18 protein-coding genes and 1 tRNA gene are annotated in these 18,330 nt (G+C 61.1%); 5 read left to right on the top strand and 14 right to left on the bottom strand.

The genetic code is table 11. The features are described 5' to 3' along the window. Positions 1-7: 7 nt before the first annotated feature. Positions 8-625, bottom strand: a complete 618-nt coding sequence (rpsD, locus tag LZK81_RS09475) for a 30S ribosomal protein S4 (RefSeq protein ID WP_046606237.1) — start codon at positions 623-625, stop codon at positions 8-10. Between the two features lie 297 nt (positions 626-922). On the opposite strand from rpsD, the gene LZK81_RS09470 reads away from it, so the two are divergent. Next, a complete protein-coding gene (locus LZK81_RS09470) occupies positions 923-1,168 on the top strand; it encodes a DUF982 domain-containing protein (RefSeq protein WP_046606236.1) in 246 nt (81 codons plus the stop codon). Between the two features lie 4 nt (positions 1,169-1,172). On the opposite strand, the gene LZK81_RS09465 is transcribed toward LZK81_RS09470, so the two are convergent. The 9 genes from LZK81_RS09465 to LZK81_RS09420 all read right to left on the bottom strand — a co-directional run bounded on the left by LZK81_RS09465 (position 1,173) and on the right by LZK81_RS09420 (position 10,051). Next, positions 1,173-2,687, bottom strand: a complete 1,515-nt coding sequence (locus tag LZK81_RS09465; protein WP_233955996.1) for an ATP-binding protein — start codon at positions 2,685-2,687, stop codon at positions 1,173-1,175. A gap of 125 nt (positions 2,688-2,812) precedes the next feature. Continuing rightward, complete coding sequence (locus LZK81_RS09460; RefSeq protein WP_233955995.1) at positions 2,813-3,445, bottom strand: LysE family translocator; 633 nt, start codon at positions 3,443-3,445, stop codon at positions 2,813-2,815. Between the two features lie 10 nt (positions 3,446-3,455). Further along, positions 3,456-3,827 (bottom strand): GFA family protein, encoded by a 372-nt coding sequence (locus tag LZK81_RS09455; protein ID WP_233955993.1) that lies wholly within the window; start codon positions 3,825-3,827, stop codon positions 3,456-3,458. Positions 3,828-3,850: 23 nt separating this feature from the next. Next, positions 3,851-4,489: a LysE family translocator gene (locus LZK81_RS09450; protein WP_233955992.1), complete on the bottom strand. Its 639-nt coding sequence runs from the start codon at positions 4,487-4,489 to the stop codon at positions 3,851-3,853. A 68-nt stretch (positions 4,490-4,557) separates the two neighbouring features. Continuing rightward, positions 4,558-5,025 (bottom strand): GNAT family N-acetyltransferase, encoded by a 468-nt coding sequence (locus LZK81_RS09445; protein WP_046606231.1) that lies wholly within the window; start codon positions 5,023-5,025, stop codon positions 4,558-4,560. Positions 5,026-5,702: 677 nt separating this feature from the next. Further along, entirely contained in the window at positions 5,703-6,500 is a 798-nt protein-coding gene (murI, locus tag LZK81_RS09435) for a glutamate racemase (protein ID WP_046624090.1), read from the bottom strand. Further along, positions 6,497-7,336 carry an RNA methyltransferase gene (locus tag LZK81_RS09430; RefSeq protein WP_233955990.1) on the bottom strand — a complete coding sequence of 280 codons (840 nt, stop codon included), beginning with the start codon at positions 7,334-7,336 and terminating at the stop codon, positions 6,497-6,499. Before LZK81_RS09430 ends, murI begins: the two co-directional genes overlap by 4 nt. Positions 7,337-7,396: 60 nt before the next feature. Beyond that, positions 7,397-9,388, bottom strand: a complete 1,992-nt coding sequence (locus LZK81_RS09425) for an FUSC family protein (protein WP_233955988.1) — start codon at positions 9,386-9,388, stop codon at positions 7,397-7,399. A 132-nt stretch (positions 9,389-9,520) separates the two neighbouring features. Continuing rightward, complete coding sequence (locus LZK81_RS09420) at positions 9,521-10,051, bottom strand: hypothetical protein (protein ID WP_046606227.1); 531 nt, start codon at positions 10,049-10,051, stop codon at positions 9,521-9,523. 227 nt (positions 10,052-10,278) lie between these two features. Here LZK81_RS09420 and LZK81_RS09415 point away from each other — a divergent pair, with 227 nt between their 5' ends. The 3 genes from LZK81_RS09415 to LZK81_RS09405 all read left to right on the top strand — a co-directional run bounded on the left by LZK81_RS09415 (position 10,279) and on the right by LZK81_RS09405 (position 12,727). Then, positions 10,279-11,493, top strand: a complete 1,215-nt coding sequence (locus tag LZK81_RS09415; protein ID WP_046608982.1) for an NADP-dependent isocitrate dehydrogenase — start codon at positions 10,279-10,281, stop codon at positions 11,491-11,493. Positions 11,494-11,566: 73 nt separating this feature from the next. Continuing rightward, on the top strand, positions 11,567-12,028 hold the full coding sequence (locus tag LZK81_RS09410) for a GNAT family N-acetyltransferase (RefSeq protein ID WP_233955986.1): 462 nt from the start codon (positions 11,567-11,569) through the stop codon (positions 12,026-12,028). Positions 12,029-12,097: 69 nt separating this feature from the next. After that, positions 12,098-12,727, top strand: coding sequence for a glutathione S-transferase family protein (locus LZK81_RS09405; RefSeq protein WP_233955984.1), 630 nt, complete (start codon positions 12,098-12,100; stop codon positions 12,725-12,727). Between the two features lie 10 nt (positions 12,728-12,737). On the opposite strand, the gene LZK81_RS09400 is transcribed toward LZK81_RS09405, so the two are convergent. The 4 genes from LZK81_RS09400 to LZK81_RS09385 form a co-directional block, all read right to left on the bottom strand. Next, complete coding sequence (locus LZK81_RS09400) at positions 12,738-13,628, bottom strand: cell wall hydrolase (RefSeq protein WP_233955982.1); 891 nt, start codon at positions 13,626-13,628, stop codon at positions 12,738-12,740. A 330-nt stretch (positions 13,629-13,958) separates the two neighbouring features. Next, the gene (locus LZK81_RS09395) at positions 13,959-15,581 is read right to left on the bottom strand and encodes an ABC-F family ATP-binding cassette domain-containing protein (RefSeq protein WP_233955980.1); all 1,623 of its coding nucleotides are present in this window, start codon (positions 15,579-15,581) and stop codon (positions 13,959-13,961) included. Positions 15,582-15,664: 83 nt separating this feature from the next. Then, positions 15,665-17,158, bottom strand: a complete 1,494-nt coding sequence (gene tig / locus LZK81_RS09390) for a trigger factor (protein ID WP_233955978.1) — start codon at positions 17,156-17,158, stop codon at positions 15,665-15,667. Positions 17,159-17,320: 162 nt separating this feature from the next. Next, a tRNA-Leu gene (locus LZK81_RS09385) sits at positions 17,321-17,405 on the bottom strand. A gap of 728 nt (positions 17,406-18,133) precedes the next feature. Here LZK81_RS09385 and LZK81_RS09380 point away from each other — a divergent pair. Further along, on the top strand, positions 18,134-18,280 hold the full coding sequence (locus tag LZK81_RS09380) for a DUF1127 domain-containing protein (RefSeq protein WP_065814773.1): 147 nt from the start codon (positions 18,134-18,136) through the stop codon (positions 18,278-18,280). The last annotated feature ends 50 nt before the right edge of the window (positions 18,281-18,330 follow it).

Genomic DNA, 18,330 nt, shown 5'->3' with positions numbered 1-18,330 from the left:
CAATTCATCAACGCGAGTAGAATTCGACGACCAGCTGCGGTTCCATGATGACGGCGTAAGGAACGTCCGTCAGGCCCGGAACGCGGGCGAAGGTGGCAACCATCTTGTTGTGGTCGACTTCGATATAGTCCGGAACGTCGCGTTCAGCGAGCGAAACGGCTTCGAGAACCGTAACCATCTGCTTCGACTTCTGGCGGACTTCGATGACGTCGCCGGCCTTGCAACGGTAGGAACCGATGTTGACGCGGACGCCGTTGACGGTGACGTGGCCATGGTTGACGAACTGGCGGGCAGCAAAGACCGTCGGAACGAACTTGGCGCGGTAGACGATCGCGTCGAGGCGCGATTCGAGCAGGCCGATCAGGTTCTCCGAAGTGTCGCCCTTGCGGCGGTTGGCTTCGTCATAGATCGAGCGGAACTGCTTTTCGCGCAGGTCGCCGTAATAGCCCTTGAGCTTCTGCTTGGCGCGCAGCTGCACACCGAAGTCGGAAAGCTTGCCCTTGCGGCGCTGGCCGTGCTGGCCCGGGCCGTATTCGCGGCGGTTCACCGGGGACTTCGGACGGCCCCAGATGTTTTCGCCCATACGGCGGTCGATCTTGTATTTGGACGATTCGCGCTTGCTCATCGTATTTCCTTTCAACATGTTACACCGGCCTGTTGCCAAGCCGGATCAAGGAAACACGCCCTCCTCTGAGCCCTGATTTAAGAGCTCTGACAGGTCTCTCACGAAAGCGTCCGGAGAAAACCACGGGACATGTCAGTGAAACACCGGGTCTTTCGGCCCGGCGTTGGCGCGGTGTTTAGGCGGATGTCACAGGAATGTCAACCGCACCGGTCTCTTAACCTTTCGGCAAGGCTGTCTGCAGGCTTTTTTGACGCGGCAAGGCGTTGGCACCATCTTAAGGAAAGGAGGTGTTGTGTCATGAAATCGAAACTCTGGAGCAGCCCGATCAGGATCGAAAATCCCGAAACCGGCATGGTCCGCACCGTCAAGACGGTGCGCGATGCGAAAACCGTCCTCGACCGATTCTGGCCGGCCTATCACGGCAGCCAGCATCATCTTGCGGAACAAGTCTGCGACGAAGCATTGAAGGGAAAGTCGAGGCCGTCGGAAGCCCGGCGCGCCTTTATCGCCGCGGCGGTGGAAGCGCACTTTCACATCCACTGACGGCTCATTCGGCAGCCGCCCTCGCCTCGCCCTCATCCGGCGCGTCGGCACTGCCGGGCGAGGTTTCGACCTGCAGATCCGGGAAGGCAACGATGCGCTTGCCCGAAAAGTCCGCATGCACGACGATCAGACCCTGTTCCTCGAAATAACCGAGCAGACGGCGGGCGCGACGCGCCGAATGGGTGCCGTAGGCACGGGCGATCCGTGCATCCGAGGGACATGGCTCCCCTGATATCGCCGCCTTCGCCATCAGCAGGAAAACGCCCTGCAAGTCATCCGAAACGCCAGACGACAGCGACAGCGCTGTCCCCCATGCCTCGCTTGAGGCGGTTTCCACATCGACGCCCGAGCGGGCGATCGCCGTGCGGCGGCGGAATTCACCGAGCGACAGCGGCGGTCCGGGCAGGCGCCGCATCCGGGCGCGCACCAGAAAATCCTGATAGAGAACGGAATCCGTCCGGTAGGCGGATTGCGGATCGTCGAGAATTTCCGACAGGACGGCGGATAGCCGTTCTTCACGCTCTTCGGCGGACAGTTCCGGCTGGGAAACACGCGGCTCCTGCGGCGCCGGCACGGCGGCGGGTGTCGAGCGTGACAGTTCGGCCAGGATGTCGGTCGTCGGCCGCGGCGCCGGCGGGGCACGGCGGACCATCGGCCGGGTGAATTCTTCCGGATCCGGCGTGAAGATCAGGTCCTCGACGTCCTGCGGCGCATCTGGCAGCGGCATCAGCTTCGGGCTCGAAGAGCGCGCCGAGGTCTCGACCGTGCCGATGACGATCGGCAGCGGACGGCGCGACAGTGCCGGGCCGAGGGCGACGAAATTGCCACGTTTCAGATCACGGAACATTTCCGCCTGGCGACGGTCCATGCCGAGCAGGTCGGCGGCACGCGCCATGTCGATATCGAGGAAGGTTCGGCCCATCAGGAAATTCGACGCTTCCGCCGCGACGTTCTTGGCGAGCTTTGCCAGCCGCTGCGTCGCGATGACACCGGCAAGGCCGCGCTTTCGGCCACGGCACATCAGGTTGGTCATCGCACCCAGAGAAAGCTTTCTGGCGTCTTCCGACACATCGCCGCCGACCGATGGGGCAAACATCTGCGCCTCGTCGACCACGACCAGGACCGGATACCAATATTCCCGGTCGGCATCGAACATGCCGTTCAGGAAGGCGGCGGCGGCGCGCATCTGCTCTTCGAGATCGAGGCCTTCGAGCGTCAGGACGCAGGAGACGCGATTCTTGCGGATACGGTTGGCGATGCCGGCAAGCTCGGCCTCGCTACGCTCGCCATCGACCACCACATGGCCGAATTTTTCAGACAGCGTGACGAAATCGCCTTCCGGATCGATCACCACCTGCTGCACCCAGGGCGCGGACTGTTCCAGCAGGCGGCGCAGGAGATGCGACTTGCCGGAGCCGGAATTGCCCTGCACGAGCAGACGGGTCGCCAGAAGCTCCTCGATATCGAGCTTGGCCGGATCGCCCCCGGACACAATTCCCATATCGATGCCGACCTGCAATGCACTTACCTCGTATGCTGTCTCTTCGCGGTGACCGTTAGAAGCCGCGACTCCAGAACTCTAACAGAGATCGGGATTCGTTTCGCCGGGCAAGATCGAAAATGCACAGGCCTTTGCGAAACCGCTCAGGATGCCGCGCGACGATAGAATGCCAACGAGCCGGCAAGCGCCAGAAGCGCCCCGCCGCAGAGCCTGTCGAGCCAGAGCGCACCCTTCTTCTTGAGCAGATGCACGGCCCGCGAGCCGAGCAGCGCATAACCGAACATGACGGCCACATCGATCAGAGCGAAGACGAGCGCCAGGATCGCATATTGCTGAAACTGCGGCGCATCCGGGACGATAAATTGCGGCAGGAAAGCCGAGAAGAACAGGTATCCCTTGGGATTGGTCACCGCGACGAGGAAGCTCTTCAGGAAGATTGACGTAGCGGAACCCGAACCGGTCGAAGCATCGCCTGCCGTTACGTCAAGCGAGCCTTTCGAGCGGAGAAGCATGAGCCCGAGAAACGCGAGATAACCGGCACCCAGCCACTTGACGGCCGAGAACCAGAATTCGGAGGCCGCCAGCAGAGCGCCGAGGCCGAGCGCCACCGCGCCGATCAGCACGAAATCGGAGACCATTGCACCGGCCATGCCAGGCAGCGCGCGGCGAAGGCCGTAACGCGAGCCGTTGGTGAGCGCCAGGAGAACGGTCGGCCCGGGTGTGGCGATGCCGATCAACGCGACGATCGCAAAGGCAAGCAGGGGGACTTCACTCATCGCTCTTCTCCTACCAGAGGTGCCGGCCGTCGATGACCGTATGCGGCCAGTCCTCGGCATCGAAATCGTCGAACAGCCGGGCATTCACGGCGATACGTCGGGTCTTGCCATCCCAGGTGCCATCCTGCTGGAAATCCGGGCTGTCGCTATAGGTGGTGCAGCCGCATGTGCCGCAGAAATGATGCGCTACCGTCTTGGTGTTCCAGCGATAGATCTTGTCACTCCCGGCATCGGAGGTGACCTTTACCTGCTTCGGCTCGTAATAGGCATGCAGTGCGCCGCGCCTGGAGCAGAAGGTGCAGGTGCAGCGGGTGAGTGCCTGCGGCAGTTCACCCTTGATCTCGAAAACGGTCTCGCCGCAATGGCAACGCCCGGTGATCATCAGCTGTTCCTCCCCGATGAAGCTCAGGCGGCCGCGCGCTTGAAGCCGACCGACAGCAGGCCGGCACCGATCATCAATGAACCGCCGGTGCGGTTGACGATCCGCTGGACCTTCGGCTTGCGGATGGTGTTGCGCGCCATCGAGGCCAGCAGGCCGTAGAGCGTTGCATTGAGTGTCGCCAGCACCAGGAAGGTCACTTCGAAGACCACCATCTGGAAGAACAGCGGCTGGCTGAGGTCCAGGAACTGCGGCAGGAAGGCCACGAAGAAGACGATGCTCTTCGGGTTCAGCGCGGTGACCACATAGGTGTGCAGGAAAATCTTGAACGGTCTTACCGATGTCACCTCGGCCTCGCCCACCTCGGCAGTCCGTTCCGAAACAGGTGCACGCCACAGCTTGATGCCGAGATAGATGAGATAGGCAGCCCCCACCCATTTCAGCACCGTGAAGAGCGCAGCAGAGGTCGCAAGCAACGCGCCGAGACCGAGCATGGAGGCGGTCATTGCGGTGAAATCGCCAAGCGCCGTGCCGGCGACCGTGGCGGACGCCACCTTGCGGCCATGGCTCAGCGCATAGGAAATGACGAGCAGGATCGTCGGCCCCGGAATGGCCAGGAGAACCGACGAAGCGGCGACGAAAGCGAGCCAGTGTTCAAGCGACATGCGAATGTTCCTCCAGAGAATGAAGGGAGCAAGCCATCGAATTTTTCAGTTTGCAAGCGGTGTTTTATTCAGTCCCCGCGCACCCAGCGACAGAGCACATCCGGCTCCTTCTCTTCATTGGCCGCGCCATCGGTCTCCTCGATCTTTATAAAGCCGCGCGCTTCATAGAAACGGCGGGCTGCAGCATTGCGCTGGAAGGTCCAGAGAAAAAGCTGCGGATGGGCACCCTTGGCGATGTCCAGCAGCCGGGAACCGATCCCCTGCCCCTGCACGCCCGGCAGGATATAGAGCTGGTCGACCCAGTCCTCTCGAAAGGCGATAACGCCGAGCAAGGTGCCGTCCCCTTCGGCGCCCCAGATGTCGCAAGTCGCGAAGAGATGCCCTCTCCAGTATCCGCGATCCTCCTCCGGCGTGTGAAGCTGAGTCAGCCATGGCAGCCGCTCGTTGAAGGAAGCACGGTGAACGCTCGCAGCCTCCGCCATATCGCCACGGCAAAGTTTGCGGAAGACGGCCGTCATTCTTTCAGCTCCAGCCATGGAATCCTCCACGAGAGGCCCCGGCGGCAAGTCCGCTGGGGACCCATCTCAGCCCTTTCACAGCCGGATGTCCCAAAGGATGAACCGGACATTTCCGCGGTCGTCCTCGAGTTCGGGGAACCCGATATCGCGGCGCATCCGGTTGGAGAGATCAGAGACTTGGTTCCGTTCTTGACGACCTCTCCAGGCTGTCAGGAGCAGTGCACCGGCAGTCTTCCAGACGCCATGTTCGCGGCAGAGGTTATGAACCGCAGCCGAAAGGGTATCAGCAACCTTAAATTGTGATTCACGCATGATTTTCCGTCCCGGCGCATGTCGCGACCAGGTCCTCTGAGATGAAGAAAGACGTGCGGATGCGGACGAGGAAACGCGGTAAATCGCGTCGTCAGCCGGTCACGTCAGATCAATGGGAAAAGTGCCAAAAACGGCGGAAATCCAGTCTTATACAGCCTGGAAGCACATGCCGGCCGGCATCGATGTGCGATACACCGAGGCCACAATGGCCGTTCCGCCAGAAAAGCGCATAAACATGGTAATGGACTTCATTTCACGCCTCCTGTGTTCGATTTGCGGAATAGATAAATAATACACGAGACCACCCGATGAGCAAGCGCACAATCGCGAATTGTAGTCATCACGAAAAAGCGTGGCAAATAAGCCACATTGCTCGATGCCGCTCAGGCCCTCAGCCCAAAACCCTGCATCAGGCGGCGGGTGGCGAAGTCGGGATTGCCGGAGGTGAAGACCGCGAAGTCGTAATTGTCGGGATGTTCTGCTCCCTCGACCAGCGGCACTTTTCGACGCGCCTGCCTGGCGATCGCCTCGGCGGGGTCGAGCCAGTCGACCGGCCAGGGGGCAAGCCTGCGGAAGACGTTTGCCATGAACGGATAATGGGTGCAGGCGAGCACGACGATATCGGTCTTCCTGTCGTCCTTTTCGACGAAACAGGGGGCGATCTCGGCCAGGACAGCCTCGTCGGAAATCGTCTCACCGCGAATATAGGCTTCGGCCATGCGGGCAAGGTTCTGCGAACCGACGAGGCGCACGTGACACTGGGTGGCGAAGGACTGGATGAGGTCGCGGGTATAGGCGCGCTTGACGGTTCCCGGCGTCGCGAGAACGGAGACGAGGCCGGAGCGTGTGCGTTCCGCCGCCGGCTTGATCGCCGGTACTGTGCCGACGAATGTCATCTTCGGAAAAGTCTCGCGCAGATCGGCGCCGACCAAGGTGAAGGCGGTATTGCAGGAGATGACGCAGACTTCCGGATCGTATTCGTCGAGAAGTTTTGCAAAGAGGGTGATGATCCTCTCGCGCAGGGCCGGTTCCTCCCAGTCGCCATAGGGAAAACCGGCATCGTCGGCGACATAGATGAAGCCGCGTTCCGGGATCAGCACGCGCGCCTCGCGCAGTACCGTCAGCCCGCCGATGCCCGAATCGAACATCAGCACGGGCTTCGATTCATTCTTCTGCGTCATTCCCCGTAGTCTCCCCAGATGCCCCTTCTGGGCAGATCAGCCTTTTCAGGCTTCGGCCCGTCCTTTTTCGACCATCCGCGGGGAAAACGGTCGAGCGAGTTGATGACGCCCCGGAACACGCTGATCTCCTGCTCCGTAAAACCCCGCCGCGAGATGACGGCACGGAGGTTGTCGATCATTCTTGGCTTTTTCGCGGGCGGATGGAAATAATTGCGGGCGTCCAACGCCTCTTCCAGGTGCTCGAACAGGCCAATGACCTGTTCCTTGGTGGAAGGACGCTGCTCGATCGGCAGAAAGACCGTCTCGGCAAGATCGTCCATGCCGGATTTCATCCATTCATAGGACATCAGCAGCACGGCCTGGGCGATGTTGAGTGAGGCGAAGGCGGGGTTGACCGGAAAGGTGACGATCTCGTCGGCGAGCGCCACTTCCTCGTTGGTGAGGCCCCAGCGTTCGCGACCGAAGAGAATGCCGGTCTTTTCGCCCGCCCTGAATTTGGTGCGGAGCGTCTCGGCAGCGGTCACCGGCGAGCGCACCGGCTTGAAGCCGTAACGCTCGCGCGCCGTCGTCGCATAAACGAAGTTGAGGTCACTGATCGCCTCTTCGAGCGTTTCGAACACCTTCGTGCCATCGATGACGTGATCGGCCTTGGAGGCGGCCGAGCGGGCCTTTTCGCTCGGCCAGCCGTCTCGCGGGTTCACGAGGCGCAGTTCCGCGAGGCCGAAATTGGCCATGGCGCGTGCCACCATGCCGATATTCTCGCCGAGTTGGGGCTCGACCAGGATGACCGCCGGTCCTTCGGCTATGAGTTCGCGCTCGCTGTTGGTGCCTGACATGTCTGTTTCCGTATCCAAATCCAAGGCCGGAATACCGGTGACCGGGGCAATCGGCAAGCCTTATGCCGTTGCGGGATAAAGCCTGCCCAGCATGGTGCCGATCATTTCGACGCCAACGCGGCTGCCGTGCTTGAAGATCGGCAGATGGCGGCGGGCACCACGGCTCAGCTTGCGCTTCACCACGAAACATTCCGATCCACGCGCGGAAAGCGCGTCGATATTGCCCAACGTATCCTCCAGTGCCGTCAGCACAGGGCCTTCCGGCTTGTGTCCAGCCTGGACCGCGTTGCGGGCGAAGATCCGCGCCCAATAGGTGGCGCCGAGGAAGATACCGAGCGTCTGGCGAACCTCGCCCGGACGGCTGACGACCGACCAGGTGGTGCCAAGCGGGCGGGCGGCGAGCGTGACCTCGCGATAGGCGGCATCGAGCTTATGAGAAAGCGCAATGATCTCGAAACCGCTCCGGCCCTCCCTGACGGCGGAAAGAAGCTCGCGCAGACCATCGAACCAGCGCCCCAGCGCGAGATCGAGGGTCGAGCGGGTCGATGCCGGGAAGACGAGGAAGGCGACGATGGTCCCCGCAAGCGCACCGATCAGCGTTTCCTCGATCCTGAGCTGCAGGAGGTCGAGGGTCAGCACGCCGGTCATGCCATAGATCAGGCAGAGCACGATCGAGATGAAGAAGGTCATCGCCGCATAGGAGATCTGCAGGCAATAGAAGCCGAGGAAGATGCAGAGCACCGCGATCGGCGCGGATACCAACGGATAACCGCCGATCAGCGTTGCCAACACGAGGCCGGCCGCAATGCCGAGCAGCGTACCGATCGAGCGCTGAAGGGCCCTGATCGCCGCGTCGCCGCGCGACTTGGTGTTTGTGAAGATCAGGAAGGCGGTCAGCACAGCCCAGAACCAACGGTCGCGTGACAACATCAGGCCAAAGGCCATCGCCAGGCTCGACGCGATTGTGATCTGCACCGCGGATCGCATCACCGGGTTTTCGAGCGAAAAGTCGATCTTTGCCGAGGCCGGCGCGGCAGCTGCATCCTCTATGGCCCGGAAACGGTTGCGCCGCCCCTCCTCTATGGCTTCCGTCAAGGCCACCCTCGCCGTCTGCAGCCACATCAGGGCGCGGGCGTTCTCCGCCACCCGGTCGTCGCCGGCGACCGCCGGGCTGGCTGCGATCTTCTCGGCCATATCCCGGTCGTCCTCGATCAGGGCGTGAACGAGCAGGAAGGGCGGCAACGCCTCGAAGGAGAGCACGATCACGCTTTCCGCAGCGAGATGCACATCGAAGATCTTCATGGTGAGGGATGTCAGCGGCTCGTCTTCCGGATCGATCGTGCCGTCCGCGGTGCGCGGCAGAAAACCTTCCGCCATCAGCACCACGTCCTTCAACCGCTCCTCGAGCTGCCGCAATTCGCGCCGGTCGCCATCCGAGATGATCCCGCCGCTCGACAGAACCGCGAGCTTCATCAGGATATCGCCCACCCTGCCCTGGATCGCCACCAGCGACTGCAGAAGATCGCGCCGCCAGTCGTCCGGCAGGAGATAGGTGCGGACCAGATGGCCTGTGACAACCGCGATTACCGGACCGATGGCCCCCAAAGGAAGGTTGGAAAGGCTAGGCTTGAGATAGGCGCCCATGAAATAGGACGTAAACGCGAACATGCCGACTGCAAATCCGCGCGGTCCGTAGACGCGCCCGACGGTAGCGCCAGCAATAACGACCAGGAACATCGGATCGGAAATGTAGCGATAGTCTTCCAGTGCCGCGGCGAGCCCGACACAGATCAAGCTGACGACGCCGCCGATCAGCCGCGTTTTCAACTGGTCCGACGGCAGCCGGTCGCGCACCGCGACGCCACCTTCGATCGACAGGATGATCGCAAGTCCGTAGGCGATCGTCGGCAACGCCAGGCCGGCGATGTGGATGAGCGCAAGGCAGGCCACCGCGGCGATGACGGTCAGGGTCACGCGTCCTGCCATGCGCAGGCGCGACAGTGCCGGGTCGTTGGCGAGCAGCCAGTCTCGGATCTTCGCGGCAAACGTCATCGACCACCCCGGGCGGGTGCCGATACCCGCTCCTGGCCGCCGACTATATCGCCTGGGCAAGGTTTGGCGAGACCGTGCATGGGTCTGGGGTCAACGATCGAGAGAACGAGATGCCGCCCGATCACCGCCGGGTTACTCGCCCTTGGCGATCGACTGCATCTCTTCGATCACCGAATCCCGCTCGCCATCTGCAACGCGGTGGATGTCGTCGATGACCGGCTTGCCGGCTTCCTGGATGAGGTCGAAATGCAGTTCGTTGACACTGTCCTTCACCGCCGCCTCATCGACGCAGGTCCACATCTTGAAGGTCACCGTAACATCGGTCATGCCGTTGGCGCCCTGTGCCGAGGTCGTCTTGATGTCCTTCAGCGGACAGCCGTCCTGCGACGAGGTGATCACATCGTAGCCGAAGGGGTCGCCCGGCTGGTTGTTCTCCGTGTCATAGGCCGGGTGTTTGGCGGCTTCCGCATAGGCGCCCTGGAATTTCTTGCTGAACAGGCGCGACAACGGATCGGCATCGAAGATGTATTTCCATTCGCTGTCGACCGTATTCCAGTTGTCCTCGGTGATCTTCATCACCTCTTTCACGGGATCGGTCACATCAGCCGCCGCAGCGAAGGTCGAGATCAATGAAAAGGCAAGGGCAAGCGGCAAGGTCCGCATAAGATCAAATCCGGGTGTTGGAGAGCGATTTGGCCGGACATTAATCAGGCATTATGGTTTGGCAAGGGCAATCGTGCGCAGGTCCGGACGCACCGCGATTTCTCGCACGAAAAGCCGCATATGATGGCCTCAATACCTTTGCGTTCCAGCCCGGCGATGTTATAGCGCACCCACTGGTGTCCACCCGTCGGGACCTTGAGGTCCCTTCTACGTCCAAGAGGAATTCCATGCAAAAGATCAAGGTAGCCAACCCGGTCGTCGATCTCGACGGCGACGAGATGACCCGCATCATCTGGCAGCTCATCAAGGACAAGCTGGTCCTTCCCTATCTCGATCTCGACATCGAATATTACGACCTCTCGGTCGAGAACCGCGACGCCACCAACGACCAGGTGACGATCGACGCCGCCAACGCCATCAAGAAGCACGGCGTCGGCATCAAGTGCGCGACGATCACCCCGGACGAAGCCCGCGTCAAGGAATTCAACCTCAAGGAAATGTGGAAGAGCCCGAACGGCACGATCCGCAACATTCTGGGCGGCGTCATCTTCCGCGAGCCGATCATCTGCAAGAACGTGCCGCGCCTGGTTCCGGGCTGGACCAAGCCGATCGTCGTCGGCCGCCATGCTTTCGGCGACCAGTACAAGGCGACCGACTTCAGGTTCCCGGGCAAGGGCACGCTGTCGATCAAGTTCGTCGGCGAAGACGGCCAGGTGATCGAGAAGGAAGTGTTCAAGGCACCGGACGCCGGCGTGGCGATGGCCATGTACAACCTCGACGAATCGATCCGCGATTTCGCCCGGGCTTCGCTGAACTACGGCCTGATGCGCAAGTGGCCGGTCTACCTGTCGACCAAGAACACCATCCTCAAGGCCTATGACGGCCGCTTCAAGGATATCTTCGAGGAAATCTTCAACGCCGAATTCAAGGAACAGTTCGACGCGCTGAAGATCACCTACGAACACCGCCTGATCGACGACATGGTCGCGGCTGCGCTGAAGTGGTCCGGCGGCTATGTCTGGGCCTGCAAGAACTATGACGGCGACGTCCAGTCCGACATCGTCGCCCAGGGTTTCGGCTCGCTCGGCCTGATGACCTCGGTTCTGCTGTCGCCCGACGGCCGCACGGTCGAAGCCGAAGCCGCACACGGCACCGTCACCCGCCACTACCGCCAGCACCAGAAGGGTCAGGAGACCTCGACGAACTCGATCGCCTCGATCTTCGCCTGGACCCGTGGCCTGGCACATCGCGCCAAGCTCGACGACAATGCAGCCCTTGCCAAGTTCGCCTCGACGCTCGAAAAAGTCTGCGTCGATACCGTCGAAGCCGGCTACATGACCAAGGACCTGGCGCTGCTGATCGGTCCGGACCAGCCGTGGCTCTCGACCACCGCCTTCCTCGACAAGGTGGACGAGAATCTCAAGGTGGCCATGGCTTCCTAAGTCCGGAAAATCGGCTAATCATTCGACGGCGGGGAGCAATCCCCGCCGTTTTCTTTTGTGAGGGAGTTTCGCCATGACCGCCAAGACGACACCTGCGATCATCCGTCCGCTCGAGCCAGCCGACCGCACCGCCTGGGAGCCGCTCTGGGAAGCCTATCTGCGCTTCTACGAGACCGTGCTGCCGAAGGAGATGTACGACGTCACCTGGAGCCGGTTTCACGACCCCGCCGAGCCTATGCACGCGCTCGGCGCATTCGACGAGACCGGCAAGATGATCGCCATCGCGCATGTCGTCTTCCACAGATCCTGCTGGCTGCCCGAATGGACCTGCTATCTGCAGGACCTCTATGTCAAGAATACCTTGCGCGGCCGGGGAACCGGCGCAGCCCTGATCGAAGCGGTGGCGGACCTCGCACGGGCAAACGGCGCCGGTCGGCTCTACTGGCTGACGCAGGAGAGCAATGCCGCCGCACGGCGGCTCTACGACCGCATCGCCCAAAACTCCGGCTTCATCCAATACCGAAAGGCGCTCTAATTCGCCCTGGCACCTTGATTGGGAATTACGTTGCACCAAAACATAGGACATGACTTCAGGGAGGATCGCATGGCAGATGAACTGGTACTCTATACGAATCCGATGTCGCGCGGCCGGATTGCCCGCTGGATGCTGGAAGAGGTCGGTGCCCCCTATCGTACCGAAATCCTGCATTTCGGCACGACGATGAAGGGCGACACCTATAAAAGCGTCAACCCGATGGGCAAAGTGCCGAGCATCGTGCACGGCAAGACCGTGATCACCGAATGCGCGGCGATCTGCGCCTATCTGGCGGATGTCTTTCCGCAGGCGGGTCTTGCCCCCGCTCCCGCCCAGCGAGGCGATTATTACCGCTGGATGTTCTTTGCGGCCGGTCCGCTGGAAGCAGCCGTCAGCAACCGCGTGCTCGGCTTCGAGGTGCCGAAGGAACGTGAGCGGATGGTCGGTTACGGCACCTATCAGGACGTCATGGATACGCTGGAAGCGGCTGTCCGGGCGAACGCCTATATCGCTGGCGACACATTCAGTGCCGCAGACGTCTATGTCGGCTCGCAGCTCGGTTACGGCCTGCAGTTCGGCACGATCGAAAAACGCGCCGCATTCGAACAATATTTCGGACGGCTTGCGCTACGCGAGGCTTACCAGCGGGCCAACGACAAGGACAATGCCGCGGCTGCCGAGCTGCAGAAGGCAGGATAGCTTTCAGGGATCAGCGGTCGACACCGGCCGGCGATCGTTTTGGCGACGGGGTCGGTATCGGCTTCGCGTTGCCGGTGTCGAAACGCAGCATCCACTCATTGCTCATGGAGCTGGCAAGGATCACCGGCGCGACAGAAGGCTTTACAGGCTGAGTTCCAGCCGGCTGGATGCTCGCAGAACGGACTGCGACGGGATCCGGCCGCTCGATCGGAACCGGAACATTCGTCGCCACCATCGGATCCGTGCCGGTCGCCGGGATCGACGCAACGTCGAATTCCTTCGCCTGGATCAGGCTGAACGGGTCGGGATTGCTCTGCACCAGCGCGAGCACGTATTCATCTACGGGCTTCGGCGGTGGCGTCTGCAGATCCCCGTCCCTGTCGCGCTTCTCGTAGAACGCATTGCCGCCGGCAACCGTGACATAATGCATGTTCTGGTAGGGGAACCGTAAGCCGGCCGTGTGAAAGAACATCGCGTCCTTGACTTCCGGGTTCCGCTCGCCGCGAATGATCGCATCGACGGCGGCATCGAGTTCCGGAACCGTCGCCTCATTCATCGCGCGGGTCATCACGCCCGGTGCGAATTGCCGCTCCTGGGCGACGATGCCGCAAATAGTGGACGGATAGGCGTCCGAGGTCAGCCTGTTCATGATCACGGTGCCGACTGCCATCAGCCCTTCACGGCTCGAGCGCTGGGACTCGAAATACATTGCCCGCTTCATGCAATCGCGATCGGCCGGCGTGTAGTGGTAGACCTGTTTCTTGGAGACCGGCGCCGGCTTCACCGTCGTGGTGGCAGGAGAGATCGACGCCGTCGTCTGCGCCGACGTGCATGCCGACAGGAACATCATTCCAACCAGACCGATTGCCGGTCGGAGAAGGGCCTTATCGCTCGCCGTCATGAATATCCCCCCTGCGGTATAATTCCAGAAATCGCTACGGCGTGAAAAGGGATACCTTAAAAACTGATTCAGATCAAACGGCATATGAGACAATCAAAACTGTGCAGAAAATCGTTCCGGCTGCAGGTTGGCCTGACGGTAAGCCCCTTCGAACCGAGGTCTTTCCGCGCGTGCCAGAACGACGTCTTACGACGGTCTTCCTAACGGAAAGTTGACTTCCCGCCCTGCAGTTCAGGGATATCCGGCTGACAGTTGTCGCCGAAGCCACAGCGCCTGCCGGCCGGAAACGATGGAGTCCGACGCCGCTCCGCTTCCGCCCTGCCTTGATCCCTAGCTTCGCAGCCCCGGCGCCTCGTAACCGGTGCGCTCCACATATTCCGTATAACCGCCGTCATAACGGTGGATGCCGTCAGGCGTCAGTTCGAGCACGCGATTCGAGAGTTCGGCGAGGAAATGCCGGTCGTGGCTGACGAACAGCATGGTGCCTTCGTATTCCGACAGCGCCTTGATCAGCATTTCCTTGGTGTCGAGATCCAGGTGGTTGGTCGGCTCGTCGAGGACGAGGAAATTCGGCGGATCGAACAGCATCGCCGCCATCACCAGACGCGCCTTCTCGCCGCCGGAAAGCACCCGGCATTTCTTCTCGACGTCGTCGCCTGAAAAGCCGAAGCAGCCGGAGAGAGCCCGAAGCGACCCCTGCCCTGCGCGCGGAAACTGTTCCTCCAGCCATTCGAAGACGGTCAGGTCGCCGTCGAGCAGATCCATGGCGTGCTGGGCGAAATAGCCCATCTTGACGCTGGCGCCGATCGAGACGCTGCCTTCGTCCGGCTCGGTCGAGCCCGTCACCAGCTTCAGCAGCGTCGATTTGCCGGCGCCGTTGATGCCCATGATGCACCAGCGCTCGCGCCGCTTCACCATGAAGTCGAGACCTTCGTAGATCGAGCGGCTGCCGTATCGCTTGGCGACATTCCTGATGTTGACCACGTCTTCGCCGGAGCGCGGCGCCGGCTGGAATTCGAAGGCGACCGCCTGGCGGCGCTTCGGCGGCTCGACGCGCTCGATCTTGTCGAGCTTCTTCACCCGGCTCTGCACCTGGGCCGCGTGGGATGCACGGGCCTTGAAGCGCTCGATGAACTTGATCTCCTTGGCAAGCATCGCCTGCTGGCGCTCGAACTGGGCCTGCTGCTGCTTTTCGTTCTGAGCCCGCTGCTGCTCGTAGAAACCGTAGTCGCCGGAATAGGTGGTGAGCGACCCGCCGTCGATCTCGATGATCTTGGTGACGATGCGGTTCATGAACTCGCGGTCGTGCGAGGTCATCAGAAGCGCGCCGTCATACCCTTTGAGAAACTGTTCCAGCCAAATCAGGCTTTCGAGGTCCAGATGGTTGCTCGGTTCGTCGAGCAGCATGACGTCAGGACGCATCAGCAGGATGCGGGCGAGCGCTACGCGCATCTTCCAGCCGCCGGACAGCTTGCCGACATCGCCGTCCATCATCTCCTGGGTGAAGCTCAGGCCGGCAAGCACTTCGCGGGCGCGGCCTTCCAGGCCGTAACCGTCGAGCTCCTCGTAACGCGCCTGTACCTCGCCGTAGCGTTCGATGATCTGGTCCATCTCGTCGAGGCGGTCCGGATCGACCATCGCCGATTCGAGTTCATGCAGTTCGGCGGCGACGGTACTTACCGGACCTGCACCGTCCATCACCTCGGTGACGGCGCTGCGGCCGGCCATCTCGCCGACATCCTGGTTGAAATAACCGATCGTGACGTTCTTTTCGACGCTGACCTGCCCCTCGTCCGGCATTTCAGAGCCGGTGATCATCCGGAAAAGCGTCGTCTTGCCGGCGCCGTTCGGGCCGACGAGACCGATCTTCTCGCCACGGTTCAGCGCCGCGGCCGCCTCGATGAAGAGGATGCGGTGGCTGTTCGACTTGCTGATGTTTTCAATACGGATCATGGGCGGGCGGGCTCGAAAGGTTTCATCACAACAAAAAGCCGGGTCGTCGCCGACCCGGCTTTTCTACACAATCAATGCGAAGCTTATTCGGCGCTGTCTTCAGCGGCCTTCTTCTTCGGAGCAGCCTTCTTCTTCGGAGCGGCTTCTTCGCCTTCGGCGGCTTCATCAGCAGCCTCGGCCTTCACAGCCTTCTTCGGAGCGGCCTTCTTCTTGGCCGGCTTTTCAGCCTTCTCCGAGCCTTCCTCGTCTTCAGCCATCAGCTCTTCCTTGGTCACGACCTTGTCGGTGACCTTGATCTCGGTGAGCAGCTTGTCGATGACCTTCTCTTCGAAGATCGGCGCGCGCAGCGAAGCGGAAGCGCCGGGGGTGTTGCGGAAGAAATCGAGGATTTCCTTCTGCTGACCCGGGAACTGCTGGAGCTGCGCATAAAGGGCGCGCTGCATTTCTTCCTCGGTCACTTCGACGCCGGCCTGCTCGCCGATTTCGGAGAGAACCAGGCCGAGACGAACGCGACGTTCGGCAAGCTTGCGGTATTCGACGCGCGCATCTTCCTCGGTCGTCTCTTCGTCTTCGAAGGTCTTGCCGGACTGCTGCAGGTCGGTGTTGATCTGACGCCAGATATTGTCGAATTCGGCGTTGACGAGGCCCTGCGGGGTGTCGAACTGGTACATGCCGTCGAGCTGGTCGAGGATCTGACGCTTGACCTTCTGGCGGGTGACGTTGCCGTACTGGCTTTCGATCTGGCCGCGGACGATCTCCTTCAGGCGATCGACGGATTCGATGCCGAGCTTGGAGGCGAGTTCGTCGTTGATCTCGAGAGCGGCGGGAGCTGCGACTTCCTTGACCGTGACGTCGAAGGTGGCTTCCTTGCCGGCAAGGTTCGCAGCCGGATATTCGGCCGGGAAGTTCACGGTAATGGTCTTGTCTTCACCGGCCTTGACGCCGACGAGCTGGTCTTCGAAGCCCGGGATGAAGCGGCCGGAGCCGAGAACCAGTTCGGCATCTTCGGCGGTGCCGCCGTCGAAGGCAACGCCATCGACCTTGCCGAGATAATTCATGGTGACGCGATCGCCATCGGCGGCCTTGCCATCCTTGGTCTCGAAGGTGCGGGCGCTTTCGGCGATCTTCTCGATCTGCTCGTTGACTTCGTCTTCGGTGACTTCGACGACTTCACGAATGACGGAGAGACCGTCGGTCGGCTGCAGTTCGATCTCCGGGATGACTTCGTAGGAGAGCGTGAATTCGAAATCGACCTCGGCGTTGAGGATCTTTTCGGCTTCGTTCTCATCCTCGGTCATGGCGACCGACGGCTGGGTCGCCGACTTCTCGCCGCGGTCGGTGAGGATCTCGGTCGGACGTTCGCGGACGATCTCGTTGACGAGATCCGCCATGATCGACTTGCCGTACATCTTCTTCAGATGGGCGATCGGCACCTTGCCCGGACGGAAACCGTTGATGCGGACCTTGTCCTTGGCGTCGGCGAGGCGCACGTTCAGCTGCGCTTCCATATCCCGCTTGGGGATAACGACCTTGATTTCGCGCTTCAGCCCTTCAGCGAGCGTTTCGGTAACCTGCATTTTCATACCTTCATATCGTGGCGGCGGTGCTCAGACAGCCGTTGGTTTCAATGAGCACATCGCCGGAACTTTGAGAGACCGGCCGCGGCTTCAAGGAGCGCCGATCCTTTAGCCAGAACCGGCTCGGACCGCACTCCTGGCGGTTTTGATGCGGGGCGGTTCTGGTGCGGGTAGAGAGACTTGAACTCCCACGCCTTGCGGCACCAGAACCTAAATCTGGCGTGTCTACCAATTTCACCATACCCGCGCCCCAGCCGCGTCGAAAATCCTCGTCGCACAAGGCCTTCCGGAGCGCGCGTCTCTATATCACCCGTTTCGGCGCACGCAAAGGGAAAATGACGCTTTTTTGGCAGCTCCGAGAAACCGCGGTGGATAGGCGAATTTGCTCCTGCCGCACCCGGTCGAACCGGCGAATATCGGGATATTTAACTTTTTATTAAATTCTAATGTGTACATTGGAATCAACGGCGATGTGAGCCATGCAATAACCGCATGTCATCCATACGGATATTGCACTGCACAATTTCGCTGCCATCTCATAATATGCAAATACAGAGATTGATTGAAGATTTCGATCTCTCTGGTTTGGACGGTTTGGCGCCCGCCCTGAACGATGCAGATGCCCTCGGGGAGTTTCCCGTGACAGGAATTCGAGCCGCGCACTCCTCCTCCCAGCGCGGGCTTGATGGGACTGGCGATCCTCCTCCTCCCAAATCGCCAGTCGTTACAAATGACGCCCATCGGACCTCCTCCCCCGGTGGGCGTTATTTTTTGTTCTGCAGAATGCCACCTGCCTAAAACAAGAGCAAAATTTCAGCACTCCTGCATGGTAAACGGTCTCGTAATGCGCCGGATGCATAGGTGGCATTCCGAATAGGCGCTGTTACTTTTTGCAGCGCAGCATATATTACCGGTCATGAGATTGAAGTCAGCGCCGAACGGGCTGCTGGCAAGGGCCTAGAAAGGGACAAGATCATGAACATCGCACAGAAGCTCACCACCTGGCGCAAGTACCGCGAAACCGTCAACGAGCTCGGCCGCATGAGCGACCGCGAACTCAACGACCTCGGCATCGGCCGCGCCGACATCCGCCGCGTCGCCCGGACTGCCGTCGGCTTCTAAGCCTCGCGCGAACATTGCTGCACCATCCAAAAGCGCCTCCTTCGGGAGGC

Origin of the sequence: Neorhizobium galegae, from assembly GCF_021391675.1 — a bacterium.
GTDB classification, from domain to species: domain Bacteria; phylum Pseudomonadota; class Alphaproteobacteria; order Rhizobiales; family Rhizobiaceae; genus Neorhizobium; species Neorhizobium galegae_B.
The sequence above is the reverse complement of the archived record's forward strand: the minus strand, read 5'-3'. Positions and strand labels throughout refer to the sequence as shown.

Bases quoted from the DNA above. Each gene is read 5' to 3' on its own strand.
- rpsD (WP_046606237.1), bottom strand. From the start codon at position 625: ATGAGCAAGCGCGAATCGTCCAAATACAAGATCGACCGCCGTATGGGC.
- LZK81_RS09470 (WP_046606236.1), top strand. From the start codon at position 923: ATGAAATCGAAACTCTGGAGCAGCCCGATCAGGATCGAAAATCCCGAA.
- LZK81_RS09460 (WP_233955995.1), bottom strand. From the start codon at position 3,445: ATGAGTGAAGTCCCCCTGCTTGCCTTTGCGATCGTCGCGTTGATCGGC.
- LZK81_RS09455 (WP_233955993.1), bottom strand. From the start codon at position 3,827: ATGATCACCGGGCGTTGCCATTGCGGCGAGACCGTTTTCGAGATCAAG.
- LZK81_RS09450 (WP_233955992.1), bottom strand. From the start codon at position 4,489: ATGTCGCTTGAACACTGGCTCGCTTTCGTCGCCGCTTCGTCGGTTCTC.
- LZK81_RS09445 (WP_046606231.1), bottom strand. From the start codon at position 5,025: ATGGCTGGAGCTGAAAGAATGACGGCCGTCTTCCGCAAACTTTGCCGT.
- murI (WP_046624090.1), bottom strand. From the start codon at position 6,500: ATGACGCAGAAGAATGAATCGAAGCCCGTGCTGATGTTCGATTCGGGC.
- LZK81_RS09430 (WP_233955990.1), bottom strand. From the start codon at position 7,336: ATGTCAGGCACCAACAGCGAGCGCGAACTCATAGCCGAAGGACCGGCG.
- LZK81_RS09425 (WP_233955988.1), bottom strand. From the start codon at position 9,388: ATGACGTTTGCCGCGAAGATCCGAGACTGGCTGCTCGCCAACGACCCG.
- LZK81_RS09420 (WP_046606227.1), bottom strand. From the start codon at position 10,051: ATGCGGACCTTGCCGCTTGCCCTTGCCTTTTCATTGATCTCGACCTTC.
- LZK81_RS09415 (WP_046608982.1), top strand. From the start codon at position 10,279: ATGCAAAAGATCAAGGTAGCCAACCCGGTCGTCGATCTCGACGGCGAC.
- LZK81_RS09410 (WP_233955986.1), top strand. From the start codon at position 11,567: ATGACCGCCAAGACGACACCTGCGATCATCCGTCCGCTCGAGCCAGCC.
- LZK81_RS09405 (WP_233955984.1), top strand. From the start codon at position 12,098: ATGGCAGATGAACTGGTACTCTATACGAATCCGATGTCGCGCGGCCGG.
- LZK81_RS09400 (WP_233955982.1), bottom strand. From the start codon at position 13,628: ATGACGGCGAGCGATAAGGCCCTTCTCCGACCGGCAATCGGTCTGGTT.
- LZK81_RS09395 (WP_233955980.1), bottom strand. From the start codon at position 15,581: ATGATCCGTATTGAAAACATCAGCAAGTCGAACAGCCACCGCATCCTC.
- tig (WP_233955978.1), bottom strand. From the start codon at position 17,158: ATGCAGGTTACCGAAACGCTCGCTGAAGGGCTGAAGCGCGAAATCAAG.
- LZK81_RS09380 (WP_065814773.1), top strand. From the start codon at position 18,134: ATGAACATCGCACAGAAGCTCACCACCTGGCGCAAGTACCGCGAAACC.